The organism is Bacillus sp. FSL K6-0138 (genome assembly GCF_037982765.1).
Classification (GTDB): Bacteria; Bacillota; Bacilli; order Bacillales; family Bacillaceae; genus Bacillus; species Bacillus glycinifermentans.
Genome location: NZ_CP150286.1, coordinates 3,459,320 through 3,472,864, shown reverse-complemented (window position 1 = coordinate 3,472,864; position 13,545 = coordinate 3,459,320). Strand labels below are relative to the sequence as shown.

The window sequence follows — 13,545 nt, the reverse complement described above, 5'->3', positions numbered from 1 at the left end:
TCGTGGAACAACTAAATACAGTCAACCAAAGGCTGCCGAAACGATCGGCAGCCTTTTAAGCGTCTAGCGCCGGCTGTCTGCGGGCGCCAAAGGATATCCTGACACATTTTGCCGCGCAATAAAATGAGAAATTTTTCGAAGCTTTTAGTATAATAAATGCTTGACAGCGATATAAGGAGAGAAAGCGATGTTCACACAGTACATGACAATGGAGTTTGCCGGGCAAATCGGAATCAGCATCGGCTTCCTGCTTTTATTTTTCTTATTGAGAAAAATTTTTACGAAGTATTTGTTTAACCTGATTTTAAAATTAACGCATAAACCGAAAACCGATTTCTTCAATCAAGTGGTGGTCGCATTTGAAAAGCCGGCCAGATGGTTTTTTGCCATTCTCGGTATTTATTTGGCCATTATCTATTCACCGTTTTTCGATGAGCATATGGCGATCGTTCACAAGCTGTACAGAGTTTCCCTCGTCATTCTCGTTGTGACCGGGCTCTACAATTTAACGGCTTCGTCTTCGGTGCTCTTTCACAAAATCAACAAACGGCTGGAGCTTGACATGGACGATATTCTCGCTCCGTTTTTGTCAAAGATTCTCCGCTTTGTCATCGTGGCCCTTGGAATCAGCGTGATTGCCGGAGAGTTCCATTACGATGTGAACGGTTTTGTCGCCGGACTCGGCCTTGGAGGATTCGCGTTTGCCCTTGCCGCGAAAGATACCGTTGGGAACTTTTTCGGAGGAATTGTCATCATCATGGAGAAGCCTTTTACGATAGGAGACTTTATCGAAACGAAAATCGTAATCGGAACGGTCGAAGATATTTCTTTCAGAAGCACGAAGATCCGCACGTCGGGAGAGGCTCTCGTTACGGTGCCAAATTCGGTGCTCGCCAATGAAGCGATCATGAACTGGACGAAAATGAGAAAGCGCCAGATCACATTCTCGCTTCATATCGATCCGTCAACCCCGCGGGAAAAGGTCGAAAGGTGCATCCAACGGTTCAGGGAAATGCTCGAAACGCATGAAGGCGTTCATCCCGAGGTGATTATGGTCAACCTTGATGTATTGCAGGATACGTATTTAAGCATCTTTTTCAACTTTTATACGAATACGACTGTTTGGGCCGAAAATTTAGACATCAGACAGGATATCAACTATCGGATCATCGATATCATGAACGAAGAGCAAGTTGAGTTTGTTTCTCCCGGTCACAGCCTGTTTGAGCTGAAAGATATGAAAGCCGCTCTGGAAAACCAAGCGTGATGAAAAAGGGGGACTGATCATGCACGGAGAAGCCGAAACGTTTATAAAAGCAATCGAAAACGCGCAGTGCATCACCGTTTTAACGGGTGCCGGAATGAGCACTGAATCGGGAATTCCCGATTTTCGTTCAGCCGGCGGGATATGGACGGAAGATATGTCAAGGATGGAAGCGATGAGCCGCGACTATTATGAGCGTTATCCAAAGCTTTTCTGGCCCAAGTTCAAAGAGCTTTTCCAAATGAAGATGACCGGTACGTTTCAGCCGAACGCAGGGCATCTGTATTTAGCCGGCCTTGAGAAGCGGGGGAAAGACGTCAGGGTGTTCACACAGAATATCGACGGGCTTCATATTAAGGCGGGCAGCCGCCGCGTCTACGAGCTTCACGGTTCCATCCAAACGGCTGTATGCCCGAAATGCGGCGCGCGCTACGGACTGGAACACATTCTCAAGGATGATGTGCCGAGATGCAGCCGCATCAACCGGAAGGGCGAGGAGTGCGGGTTTATTTTGAAGACGGATGTCGTGCTGTTCGGTGACGCCGTTCAGCATTTTGACACCCTTTTTGAAAGCCTTGATGAATCCGACCTTCTTCTCGTAATCGGCACCTCGCTTGAAGTGGCGCCTGTCCGGTTTGTACCGGGAGAAGCCCATTTGATCCCGGGGTTAAAGAAAATCATGATCAATCTTGACGACACCCCGTTTGACCATTTGTTCGATGTAGTCATTCACCGCAAAATCGCCGAGTTTGTCAAAGAAATCAGCAGCTGAAAAGGCGTCCCGGAGGGGGCGCCTTTCATATTTGCCGCAGCGTTTTTCCATTGCTGCAATAGCAATCTTGCCGAACCGAGCGGAACGCCGTCTCCAAAACATAAAACGCCTTGCTCCGGTTTGAAGAGCTGTTTTTAATGTTTCCGCGGTTTCTGTCAATGCGCTTGACGGGACGCCAGGAAAGCGGTATTCCCAGAAAGCTTCGATCTGAAGCTGATGAAAGGCAGGAACGTCTTTTTCAGCAGCTATTTGAATTTTCAGGTTCAAGGAGATGTCTCCTCAGCAGCCAAGTTTTTATAATAAATAACTGTTGCATCAAGCCGTCCGTCCGCCGATTCGGCGTAATGAGGGATTCGTCCCGCCTCGGCAAACCCGAGCGATGCGTAAAGAAGGTTGGAAGGATCTCCTTCTCTTGTATCGAGAACGACCAAAGATCTGCCTTCATGCTGTGCCCTTTCCAGGATGTTTTCCATCAATGAACGGGCGATGCCTTGCCGCCTGAAGGAGGGTGACGTCATTAATTTGCAGATTTCGGCTCTATGGCGCCCGTTTTGTTTCATGCATAAATGCAGTTGAACGGTTCCGGCAATCTCGCCGTCCCGTTTGGCAATCAGTAAAATCACGCCGGGCTCCAGCACGTTTTCCCAATATGCTCTTGCTGCCGACAGGTCAAGCGGAGACAGAAACCCGATCGACGCCCCGCCGCCTGTGACTTGGACGAGGAGGTCGGCCAGTTGATCAAGATGGCCTTCAATCGATGTCACGTCTTCAATCTTCATCTGAACACCTCATTTGATATCGATCTATCTTCCCAATATAGTCAAACGGTTTTAAGATGCAACGAGTGTGTCAGATAAACTGACCAAAACCGCTTTGGCAATAAAAAAATCCCCTGTCGTCAGGGGATCAAGCAGATGGGCTATTCGTGAACAGGCGTCATTGACTCATCAAGCGTTGCGAATGAATATCCCATGTTTTTTAGATTGGTGATCAACAGCGGCAGTGAGTGAACAGTTGAAGGAATGTCATGCAATAAGATGACAATCGGTTGTTTCGCGTGCCGGTTTTTGATCATGTTCAGCTGGTTCATGACTTCGGGGACATATCGTTGATTCCTGTATTTCCAGTCAAGGCTGTCAATATTCCAGTCCCAATAAATAAACCCGTTTTTTTTCAGTTTTTCCTTTTGTGCGTCGGTGAGCGACGGTTTGCTGCCATACGGCGTTCTGATCAGCCTGGTTTTCACTCCTGTAATAGACTTCAGCGTTTTTTGAGCCTGCTTCATTTCCAGATTAGGAGAATTGGCGCCTTTATAAAATAGCTTCTGGTTATGTGTAACCCCGTGAAGACCGAGTGCATGGCCCTCTTGCTTCATATTGAGAACGGCCTTCCTGTGAAGCTTCATGTTTGGCTCAAGCATGAAGAATGACGCTTTCACATCGTGTTCGTCCAAAATATCCAGAAGCGTTTGGGTTACGGCTGAAGGTCCATCATCAAAAGTCAAATAAACCGTTTTTTCCTGCTTTTTTTCCGCCGCTTCGTTTTTCTTTTCTGTTTCCTTTTTGCGTTCAGCGATTTCCTGCTTTGTGCTCAGGTGGTCGAGAAGCTTGCCGTGCGTTGCTTTTTTGAGCGGAATGCTGTCCCCTTCATGCCGCATTTGGCTGTTTTCCGACATGGTCAGCTCTTTTTTGCCCGGCGTGCCTGCGGACTTCGACAAATCCCAGACGTAAAGGAGAATCAGGCACAAAATGGCAAAACATGCTGTTTTCGTCAGCAGATAAGCCGCTGAAGGGGCTGCTTTTTTTGAATCCTGGCGCATGTTACTCTCTCCATATCATGTTCTTATTCCGTTGCCATTATGAAATAGATTGCTAGTCTTATAAAATAATGGACCACAATGTTTAAGTATACAGGATTGGAAAGATGTTGGATACCGGGAGCAGCGAAAAAATAATCAAAATTTAAGAGAAAATGTTGAATGGTGGAAGGCAGCGTTCTAAGAATTTTTACACTATTTAGAATGAAACCGGCATGTTAGAATGGAAGGGAGAAAATCGAGAAACCAATTCGATAGCAAGGGGATGGAGAAATGAAAGTTCTTTTTAACGGCCGGCTGATGGATCGGAGCGAATGTGCGGTTGATATTGAAGACAGAGGCTATCAATTCGGGGACGGCGTTTATGAAGTGATCCGCATATATAACGGAACGCTTTATACGCTTGATGAACACGTTGCCCGTTTTTTCAAAAGCGCTGCGGAAATTCGCATTGACCTGCCGTTTTCAGAGGATGAACTGAAAAGTGATCTGAAAGGGCTCATCAAGGCCAACCAGGTTCAAGACGGGGGACTCTATCTTCAGGCGACAAGGGGAACGGCTCCGAGGAAGCACCAATATCCCGCAGGACTCGATCCTCAGGTGACGGCTTATACGTTCCCGATCAAAAAACCGGTTAACGAACAGCAAAACGGCGTTTCCGTCATCACGGAAGAGGATCTGCGCTGGCTGAGGTGCGATATTAAAAGCCTGAATCTCTTATACAACGTTATGATCAAACAAAAAGCGCATGAGGCTTCCTCGTTTGAAGCGATTTTAGTTCGCGACGGACTTGTGACGGAAGGGACCTCTTCAAACGTTTATGCCGTCAAAGATCAGGTGATTTACACACATCCGGCGACAAATCTCATTTTAAACGGCATCACGCGGAGGACGCTGTTGGAGCTGATCCGAAAAAACGGCTGGCAGTATGAAGAAAAAGCGATGTCAAAAGATGAATTGATGAATGCGGATGAAGTGTTTATTTCATCGACGACAGCCGAGGTTATTCCGGTCACCGTCATCGACGGTCAGAATGTCGGAACAGGGGTGCCGGGCCCGCGTACAAAAGAAGTGCAAAAAGCCTTGGAGGAGCACATATTATCAGTAACCGCAGCATTTTCGTAAAAAAGAGCGCCGTCTCCTGTATATGGAAACGGCGCTTTTCTCATTGTTTCCTGAATCCGAACAAAATCGAAAAGAGCGGTGATATATATAGGAAAAAGACAAACGGCAAATAGTCAATGACGCTGACGCCGAGCGCACTGGACATGAACGCGCCGCTGACCCCCCACGGAATCAGGGGATTGACCAGTGTACCGCCGTCTTCAAGCGATCTTGTCAAATGTTTGCGGTCGATTTCGAGCTTATCGTAAAGCGCTTTAAAGGACTGTCCGGGTATTAAAATCGATAAATACTGCTCGCCTGTCAAAAGGTTCATGGCGATGCTTGATGATACCGTTGAAAATACAAGGCGTCCTTTTGAACGAATTCCTTTAATTACGCCTTCGAGAAGGCTCTTAATCAGCCGGGTTTTTTCCATCAGCCCGCCGAGCGCAAACGCGATCATGATCAGGGAGATCGAACCGAGCATTGATTGGAGCCCGCCGCGATTCAGAATGTTTTCGACCGCTTCGTTTCCGGCTGAAAACACCGGGCCTTTTTGCATCGCAGATAAAAATGATGAAATGCCGGCATCAGGCTGTATAAAGGCGGCAAGAACACCCGCTGACAAAATCCCCGCAGCCAGTGCAGGAATGACAGGCATGCGCCTCACCGCCATCACAATGACGACTAAAGGCGATAAAAGGGACCACGCGCTGATTCCTACGGTGTTTTCAATCCCGTTAACAATCGTTTCAATGTTTTCTGTTGATGCTGATGCGATGGTTAAAGACCGCCCCATGAAAAAGAACAGCAGAACGGTGATCAGAAGGGCGGGGATCGTCGTTCCCGTCATATGTCTGATATGCTTGAAAATCGGGATTTCGCCGACGCCGGAGGCAAAATTCGTCGTGTCTGACAACGGCGACATTTTGTCTCCGAAGCACGCGCCGCAAATCACGGCTCCTGCAACCCATGTCAGCGGAAGGCCGGCCGCTGAAGCGACGCCCATTAAAGCGACGCCGATCGTACTCACCGTCGTAAAGCTGGAACCGACGAGGGAACTGATGATCATGCAGCTGAATAAAGCGGTCAACAGCAAAAACTGCGGTTCGATCAAGTTCAGCGCGTAAACCGTAACCGTCGGAATCGCGCCGCTGTACTCCCAAACGCCGATTAAAATGCCGATAAGCGCCAGGACGATAATCGGCTGAACGCCGCTTTTAATACCGGAAACGATGCCGCTTTCGAGCTCCTTCCAGGAAAAACCCTTTAAAACGCTGACAACCCCCAAAAATCCGATACAGATCAATAAAGGCATATGCGGTTCGGCATGAAAAATAAATAAGCATATAAATATAATCGATAAGATGGCCAAAAATAAAAAAGCCGATATAGAAAACGATAAGCGTTTTTCGTTGGACAAATTATACACCTCATTACAAAAATATCATTCTTTAATCCTTTTATGCTTTTGTGCGTAAACGTATTATAACAGAAAGATAGCATGTTTATTTAAATTAAAATATTTCAAACATTTTTCACTGCCTCATTTTGAAAGCGCTGCCTTCTTTAGATATAATAAGCTAAAGGCAGCATCAACGATTGGATGGATGCCTGTACCGAACGACGAAAGGGAGGAAACAAAGGATGTCCTGCTCCGTACAAAAGCACCGCTTTTTAAACGAAGATGCGCTATTGCTTGAAAACGATTATTTGGAAGCATTACTTGTGCCCGGCTTGGGCAGCAATTTGATGTCATTGAAGTGGAAACCTGCGGGAATACATTTGTTAAAAACGCCGGAAACAAAGGGAGAATATGATGAAAATCCATGCTTGTTCGGGATTCCCATCCTTTTTCCGCCGAATCGGATCGATCACGGAAAATTTACATACGAGGGAAAAACGTATTCGCTGCCAATCAATGAAAAACCGCTGCAAAACTATTTGCACGGATTTCTTTATGATAAAAGATGGACGGTGAAAAAAGCGGAGGCAGAAGGAGAGAAGACCATCGCCCAAACGATGCTGAACGCCGATGATCATCCGGAGATCAGGCGCATATTTCCGCATTCGTTTTCGATCACGATGACCTATATATTGGAAGGTCCGGATCTCTCGATAGACGCGTCGGTTGTCAATCACGGGGAAGATCCCATGCCGCTTGGACTCGGTTACCACACTTCTTTTTGCTACCCGTTTAATAAGGAGGGGGATAAAACGCAATGCGTGTTTTCGCTTCCGGCTTCGAAAAAATGGGAATTGTCGGACCGGATGCTTCCGACGGGGGAATTCAGCGTAACGGACGAATTTACAGAAGGCAGATCGGCAGCAGGGGACCGGCTTGACGATATATTGGCAGCCGATCATGACCAAGAAGGAAACAGCACGGCCGAAATCCGCGACCGCCTGGCCGGGATCCGCGTCAGTTATGAGGGTGACAGGCATTTTAAGCATTGGGTCGTCTATAATGGGAAATCGGATCAGGAAGACTTGCTTTGTCTTGAGCCTTATACGTGGGTGACAAACGCTCCGAACCTTGATCTGCCCGCCGATGTCACCGGTTTTCGGGCTTTGGGGCCGAATGAGGAGCTGACGATGAGAAGCAAAATCACGATCGGCGGAATGTAATGTCATTCCGCCTGCATTTTAGTGAAACAGCGTTCGCCTATCAAGCGCAAACTCGGCATGGGCCGCATGCGTTCCCTGTCTCCATGTCAATTGAACGGTGATATCGCGCCCTTTTAGTTCAGCATCCTGTATTCTTTCTAAAAAGGAAACCGATTCTTCCTTTGAACCTCCGTCAGGAAACGTGCCGCCTGAATAATCGACCATCGGCGTTTCGATGTCTGAACAGAGGAAGACTTCATCGTCAAATGTAACAACCAATCTTTCCAAATACGTCTCGCGAAGAGAGGTGCGGCTGCCGGTCCAATATAAATTTCCGCTGAAACCGGGGGCGTCGCCGCTTTTTTTTATCACGGCCTGCCAATTTCCATCCCGGCTGTTTCCGATCCACTTCGGGTACTCCGCGGAGTAAAAAGCGATCAGCTTTGCGCCGGAATAGACGCAGCAAAAGACAAAGAAAACGGCCGCAGCGAACATAACGGGCCGTTTGTATTCCTGTTTCACATAACCACCGCCTAAAAAAGTTCTGCTTTATGATAAAGCAAAACGGTCAAAAATGGCAAATGTTACGGAAACGGATGAGGGTGCGGATTCAGCTCGCCGGGTGTCAGCGCCTCTTTCGTATAGCCTAGTTTCACCGGCACCGTCAGCACCCTTTCAAGTCCCGCCAAGCGGATGAGGCGGTGTCCGAACGTCATCGGCAGCATCCCCGGAATGAGCACTTTCACGCAATACAAACCGTTGCGCTTCGTGATCGGCGATGTTTGATCAACAACAATCACCTCAAGGTTCAGCCGGCGGAATATGTCAAGGAATTCCTCAAGATCCTCTTTGATATCGCGGTTTTTGGCCACTTGGTTAAATGCTTCTTGAAAGGTTTGCGGCCTCTGATGCTGATCCAGCAAAAAACGGAGGCGTTCCTCGGCTTCGGGTAAACCGTACAGCATGCTGTGTTCTTCCATGTTCTGAACTAAAAAAGGGTCCTGCAGCATCTCCTCATATTTGCCCCTTTCGGCTTCAAGCTGCGAATCGTACTTCAGCATCATTCCCGCCAGTTCATGAAGCGCGCTTTTGACGGCTTTTACAGGATTGGGATGTGCGCCAGCCGTGCAAAGAAGATTCAAACCCTCCCTCTTTCTGTTTTTGGCAACCGCCCAAATGCTTGGAATGCCGTGCTCCATCGTCGAATTATAGACATGAAGATCGTATCCGGCCACTGCCCGCACCCGTTCAGCCATGACTCTCAATTCCGTATCTTCACACGAGCGAAGGTCGATCTCACGGAGAGGGAGCCTTGCATACCATGTCAGCAAAAAGGAATCCCGTTCAACGACTTCCAATATGGCATGGAAAATCGCTTCTTCAAGCGTACCGCCCATTGAACATCCGTTTGACGTTTCATAAACGAAGCTGTCGTCCCTGCCGAGACTGTAATAGGCGAGCGACTCCGGAACCAAAATCGGCCGCTTCTCTGAAAATGAATAGCCCCATACCCAATGGAGCGGCCGGTCTTGATCAAATGGCCTGAAGGGGAAATCAGGCTGTTCATATTGCCCTTCATCATGCAGACCGGTCTTTCTCGGATCAAGCGCCTGATCCTTTACATTGCGGTAGCAATCAAACGTCATCGTCCGCTTGCCGCGCGGTTTAATTCCCGAATATCGCTCCAAGCCTTCTAATACCGCAGTTAATTCGCTCTCCTCATAAGAATGTGTCCGCCCTCCGACGCCTTCATTTCCGATCCATAACGGCATGTTGACAATCATATCGGCAAACGGCAAAATGGCGTCATACATTTTGCCGTTGAAGATCCCTGTTCGAGAATCGAGAAATTCGGCTCTCAGCGCGTCCTTTAAATCCTCAGCCGGGCGCGAACGATAGTTGTCCGGATCCGGTTTGGGGGACGGCTGAAGCGAGATGCGGGCATTTTCCGCCGTATCGTCTGGACAGCTTCCGCAGACTTCGCACAGCGGTTCAGGCATGTAAAAGTGGGAGGTCGATTCAAGCGTTAGTAAATTGATCAGCCGTATCTTTTGTTCCAAACCGTCCGGACCGTGTTCCATAAAGGTCTTGATCTCTGTACAGATTAAGCGGGCGATGTGCCGGCATCCTGCTCTGGATGCCCACGGGTTGCGGCGAAAGTCTGTGATAATCTGTTCCATCACCCGCATTTCGTTGCTGTCCGGGCCGGCTATGAACCGTCTCATATCGGCACATGCCGCACAGCCGGAACCTCCTGGATAAACGAGAGGGCCGATGATGCCTTCACCGAATGAAATAAAGCCGCGAAGCCACGGAATGCCGGCCGGCCTTAAGATTTCCTCGGCCTCGCGATATAACGACGGGCGCCAGGTATCATGCACGACAAGAACGAGCCGGGTCTCTTCCGGCACCCCGGCCTCAAAATCCGGCTGGCAGTGTACTTCATATTCCCCGGACAGCCGATCTGACACATCCTCTGCAATCATTCCTTCGCCCACAATCAAAATGGTGTGTTCCATCAGACCTCCTCCTTTTTTACCCGGACAGCAAAAACGCCTGCGAGTGCTTTTTTGAAAAAAGGCTCTATCGGCAAATCGTAAACCGTCAGCTGTAAACCGTTCTGTCCGATAGTGTGCATGGCCGAATGCAGCGTTTTCTGCAAACCTTCATAAACAGGGATGTCGAAGTTCTTCTTGGCTTCTGTTAACATGGCAGCGTCTTCTTCGAGCGGCTGTGTGTCTGTAAGCGCCCGTTCGAGTGCTTTTGTGAGCGCCAGCGTGATGTTTAATCCGGCGCTGTGGTACCAGCGGCCTCCTGTGTTTGCCCATGCAACGGGAAAGCCTGAGATGTCCTGCCCCAAGCCGACCAGCGGTTCATCGTGGATGAGGGACAGCGCGTTGAAATAAAATTCGGCGCGACTATCCTTGACGGCGTTTAAGGATAAAGGAGCGACCGTTTCTTTTCCGGATATTCGGCGCATCTTCAGCTCGTGATCAAGCCATTTCTGCAATCCCCTCAACACGCCTTCGGCTACCGTTTCTCCCGTCCCGACGCCTAGAAAGCCGTCTTCACGGATATAGAAGTCCGCCAGCTTCGCCCCGTACATTTCAATGCCGGTAAGTCCGGCTTCCCGGCGCGCTTCCTCATGCGTAAAACCGGCGCAAACCGTCCCGGCCAAAAGCTCGGCAGGTCCTTCCGACAGCGGGTTTGCGACTTGAACAAAGCATTGTGACAGCGGAAGCTGCTTTAAGTGTTTTTCCTCCCACAGATGAAAAATCCCCGACGTTGCCGATGTCAGCTGATTGAACAATTGAAACAGCCGTCCTTTTTCTTGCGGCTCGTTACTACATTCCCTGACCCTTTCTTCAAGGTCTTGAACCTTTTCGGCCGCGGCGCCGGCGGGTCTGACGAGAGGATGAGGGAGAAACGGGTGCCAAGAGCCCTCAAGCGTCGCAAAATCGAGAACGTAACATTGATTGCGCTTCGTTAAAGAAGCGAGTCCGGCAACCGTTTTAAACAATTCAAACGCAATTACATTCGCCAATATCTCTTTTCCTTCGGTCGAAAAGGGGTCAAGCATGCGGTCTTCATGAAGCGCTGATCGGTGTATCCGCCGCCATGCCGATGCAAAGCATCCATCATCATCCTCATGCACAAAAGGCCCCGCAAGCCCGACCTGTTTTAAACATACCGCCGGAAAAAAAGGTTTCTTTTCTTGCCTGCAAACGGTTTGAAGCGCAATAAACTCCTGTGGATCGTCGATTTCTGCAGCATACGATATCCAATCCGCCGAACGCACGGCTTCCCGCCAATGTAGTCCACCTGTCAGGTCGACTACATCGCCGCCCGTTTTGCTTGCATGCTCTTTGAGCTCCTCTATAGCGGCTTGATGATCAGGACATTCCTCTGTAAAGAGAACGTATATGTTGGCGAAACCGGAATCAGACAATGATCTGACCAATGAAGCGAGAAAAGAGCCCGAGCCCAGCGCCAATATGCCTGCTTTGCGGCACAATTGGAAGCGGTAAGCGCCGGAATCCTCGAAGCTTTCGATAAATTCGATTTGTGAAGCAAACGTTTGTAGGACGTACCCATCTAATTGATGAGGTTGATCCCGGCTGACATCCCGGACAAATCCGTTGGCGCACAGCGTGCTTCCGATTTCAAACACCCTGTCACGGTATGGGGCCGATAGTTCATTCGTCAATTCTTCCAATGTGTGTTCACCGTTGAACATCGGCAGCAATTTGTCGATCCACTGATAGATTGAAGCGCCCTTCATGCGAAACGATCCGGCATTGTTTCTGATATACACGCCGCCCGCCGGATCCGGTAGAAAACATGTATCTTGTTTCACTTTCAGGCGGGCGGAAGCGGTCAGATTTGTCATGTTGCTCCTCCTTATGATGATCTGAAAACAAGGCATACCATTATATGTAATTTTGTTCGTCCATTATGATAAAGGAACCCCTGCGGCATATCGGCAGGGGCAGTCTCCTTCTAATACATGCCACCGTGCCAGCAGCTTCCGCAGCAATGACCGGCGCAGCTCCAACAGCTCGCACAGCTCCAGCAGCTTGAACAGCTCGCACAGCTCCAGCAGCTTGAACAGCTCCAGCAGCTTGAACAGCTCCAACAGCTTGAACAGCTCCAGCAGCTCGAACAACTCCAACAGCTCGCACAGCTTCCGCAGCTCCAGCAACTCGCACAGCTTCCGTGACTCCAGCAGCTTGCACAGTGTTTCGCATTCATATTCTCATGGTGACGTCCAGGATCCAAGGCCGTCATCCCATCCACATGGAAATGATCCATTCCCAATGATTGCAGTTCGTCATGAAAATGTTGCATTGATATAATCCTCCCCATATTAAAAACAGTTTTTCAAAAACATCAGAACACAAAAAAACTAGAAAATGAACGAAATACCCCGGGCACTTTCAAGATCAAACTATGAGACTTGTTAGGTGATTGTTACTGATGTGAAAGCCTATTTTCCTTGATTTGGATTTGGCCGTAGGGCCGCTAAAGATCATGGACAAGAGGACTCCGGTCCGGCGAAGATACAGGGTAGTGTCGGGTGCTCCAAAAGGAAAGGTTCGGGGGGTCTTGTGTAATATGAGGAATGAATAGATTTAATAGTCTCGGAACATACTGGGAGAGTGGGGAGTTTTTCTGCAGTAAATGCCGTCATTAAATCGGGTGTTGATCGCAGTCGTTTTGGGAGGTCGGATTGATAAAAATGAAGATTTTAAGAGAAAGAGGCCGGAAAAACATCCGGCCTCTCTTACTTCACGATCAGCACCGGGATTTCCGACTTGGCGGTAATCTTATCGCTGACGCTTCCGAACAGCAGTTTTTTTAAGCGGTTTTGGTCGCGGCTTCCCGTGATGACGAGATCGGCGCCGATGTGTTCGGCGTGTTTGAGAACGGCATTTGCCGGGTCGCCTTCCAAAATTTCGATTTCCGCGTCAAGCTGATGCTCGTTTAAGATGATTTTTGCCGCTGCGATCGCTTCTTCGGCACTGTCCTCATAAATGACGGGTTCTCCGGCAACGTCTGAATCATGCGGGACAGGGGGAACGCTTGGAATGCCGCCGTAAATGTAAGCCGTGCCTGCGGCCGGCCTTTGTTCGTTTACCATGGTTTGCCTCGGTTCATGGACGTGAGCGACCGTCAGTTCGGCGCCGAGCCTTTTGGAGAGGTCGATCGCTTTTTTAAGCGCTTTTTTACTATCGTTTTTTCCGTCGAACGCGACAATGATCCGGTCAGCCTTGAACACATTGATCATTCCTTTCCAGAATGGATTTACTTACATTTACCCGCTTTCTCAAAAATCTAACGAAATTGCGGGAATATGAATCGAAAGTCTTCCGATTGATGAAAAATCAAATTGACAAATAAAAGGCCGTGCTATAAGATGGAAAATATTAATAAGAATGGAGGGTAACGTCATGATCAGGAAAATCAATGCATCACATAACG

The 13,545-nt window shown here is 48.7% G+C and carries 12 protein-coding genes; 4 read left to right on the top strand and 8 right to left on the bottom strand.

The features are described from left to right. Positions 1 to 187 precede the first annotated feature (187 nt). Positions 188 to 1,267, top strand: coding sequence for a mechanosensitive ion channel family protein (locus MHB78_RS18375; RefSeq protein ID WP_046129735.1), 1,080 nt, complete (start codon positions 188 to 190; stop codon positions 1,265 to 1,267). Between the two features lie 19 nt (positions 1,268 to 1,286). Beyond that, complete coding sequence (locus MHB78_RS18370) at positions 1,287 to 2,036, top strand: NAD-dependent protein deacylase (protein WP_046129736.1); 750 nt, start codon at positions 1,287 to 1,289, stop codon at positions 2,034 to 2,036. A gap of 263 nt (positions 2,037 to 2,299) precedes the next feature. On the opposite strand, the gene MHB78_RS18365 is transcribed toward MHB78_RS18370, so the two are convergent. Both MHB78_RS18365 and MHB78_RS18360 read right to left on the bottom strand, forming a co-directional pair. Continuing rightward, the gene (locus MHB78_RS18365) at positions 2,300 to 2,815 is read right to left on the bottom strand and encodes a GNAT family N-acetyltransferase (RefSeq protein ID WP_046129737.1); all 516 of its coding nucleotides are present in this window, start codon (positions 2,813 to 2,815) and stop codon (positions 2,300 to 2,302) included. 140 nt (positions 2,816 to 2,955) lie between these two features. Then, positions 2,956 to 3,855 carry a polysaccharide deacetylase family protein gene (locus MHB78_RS18360; RefSeq protein ID WP_046129738.1) on the bottom strand — a complete coding sequence of 300 codons (900 nt, stop codon included), beginning with the start codon at positions 3,853 to 3,855 and terminating at the stop codon, positions 2,956 to 2,958. Positions 3,856 to 4,125: 270 nt separating this feature from the next. Between MHB78_RS18360 and dat the strand changes: the two genes are divergently transcribed. Continuing rightward, positions 4,126 to 4,977 carry a D-amino-acid transaminase gene (dat, locus tag MHB78_RS18355; protein WP_046129739.1) on the top strand — a complete coding sequence of 284 codons (852 nt, stop codon included), beginning with the start codon at positions 4,126 to 4,128 and terminating at the stop codon, positions 4,975 to 4,977. Between the two features lie 40 nt (positions 4,978 to 5,017). On the opposite strand, the gene nhaC is transcribed toward dat, so the two are convergent. Beyond that, positions 5,018 to 6,379, bottom strand: coding sequence for a Na+/H+ antiporter NhaC (gene nhaC, locus MHB78_RS18350; RefSeq protein WP_046129740.1), 1,362 nt, complete (start codon positions 6,377 to 6,379; stop codon positions 5,018 to 5,020). Positions 6,380 to 6,603: 224 nt separating this feature from the next. On the opposite strand from nhaC, the gene MHB78_RS18345 reads away from it, so the two are divergent. Continuing rightward, positions 6,604 to 7,584 (top strand): aldose 1-epimerase, encoded by a 981-nt coding sequence (locus MHB78_RS18345; RefSeq protein WP_046129741.1) that lies wholly within the window; start codon positions 6,604 to 6,606, stop codon positions 7,582 to 7,584. A gap of 18 nt (positions 7,585 to 7,602) precedes the next feature. Here the strand turns inward: MHB78_RS18345 and MHB78_RS18340 are convergent, their stop codons facing one another. The 5 genes from MHB78_RS18340 to MHB78_RS18320 all read right to left on the bottom strand — a co-directional run bounded on the left by MHB78_RS18340 (position 7,603) and on the right by MHB78_RS18320 (position 13,342). Beyond that, positions 7,603 to 8,085 carry a DUF4944 domain-containing protein gene (locus MHB78_RS18340; protein ID WP_046129742.1) on the bottom strand — a complete coding sequence of 161 codons (483 nt, stop codon included), beginning with the start codon at positions 8,083 to 8,085 and terminating at the stop codon, positions 7,603 to 7,605. A 62-nt stretch (positions 8,086 to 8,147) separates the two neighbouring features. After that, a complete protein-coding gene (locus MHB78_RS18335) occupies positions 8,148 to 10,082 on the bottom strand; it encodes a TOMM precursor leader peptide-binding protein (RefSeq protein ID WP_046129743.1) in 1,935 nt (644 codons plus the stop codon). Beyond that, entirely contained in the window at positions 10,082 to 11,953 is a 1,872-nt protein-coding gene (locus MHB78_RS18330; protein ID WP_046129744.1) for a putative thiazole-containing bacteriocin maturation protein, read from the bottom strand. Before MHB78_RS18330 ends, MHB78_RS18335 begins: the two co-directional genes overlap by 1 nt. Positions 11,954 to 12,016: 63 nt before the next feature. Continuing rightward, positions 12,017 to 12,265 (bottom strand): hypothetical protein, encoded by a 249-nt coding sequence (locus tag MHB78_RS18325; protein WP_046129745.1) that lies wholly within the window; start codon positions 12,263 to 12,265, stop codon positions 12,017 to 12,019. Positions 12,266 to 12,847: 582 nt separating this feature from the next. Beyond that, positions 12,848 to 13,342, bottom strand: a complete 495-nt coding sequence (locus MHB78_RS18320; RefSeq protein ID WP_046129746.1) for a universal stress protein — start codon at positions 13,340 to 13,342, stop codon at positions 12,848 to 12,850. Positions 13,343 to 13,545: the final 203 nt, after the last annotated feature.

Excerpts from the sequence above, each read along its gene's own strand:
- MHB78_RS18375 (WP_046129735.1), top strand. The coding sequence starts at position 188 with ATGTTCACACAGTACATGACAATGGAGTTTGCCGGGCAAATCGGAATC.
- MHB78_RS18370 (WP_046129736.1), top strand. The coding sequence starts at position 1,287 with ATGCACGGAGAAGCCGAAACGTTTATAAAAGCAATCGAAAACGCGCAG.
- MHB78_RS18365 (WP_046129737.1), bottom strand. The coding sequence starts at position 2,815 with ATGAAGATTGAAGACGTGACATCGATTGAAGGCCATCTTGATCAACTG.
- MHB78_RS18360 (WP_046129738.1), bottom strand. The coding sequence starts at position 3,855 with ATGCGCCAGGATTCAAAAAAAGCAGCCCCTTCAGCGGCTTATCTGCTG.
- dat (WP_046129739.1), top strand. The coding sequence starts at position 4,126 with ATGAAAGTTCTTTTTAACGGCCGGCTGATGGATCGGAGCGAATGTGCG.
- MHB78_RS18345 (WP_046129741.1), top strand. The coding sequence starts at position 6,604 with ATGTCCTGCTCCGTACAAAAGCACCGCTTTTTAAACGAAGATGCGCTA.
- MHB78_RS18335 (WP_046129743.1), bottom strand. The coding sequence starts at position 10,082 with ATGGAACACACCATTTTGATTGTGGGCGAAGGAATGATTGCAGAGGAT.
- MHB78_RS18330 (WP_046129744.1), bottom strand. The coding sequence starts at position 11,953 with ATGACAAATCTGACCGCTTCCGCCCGCCTGAAAGTGAAACAAGATACA.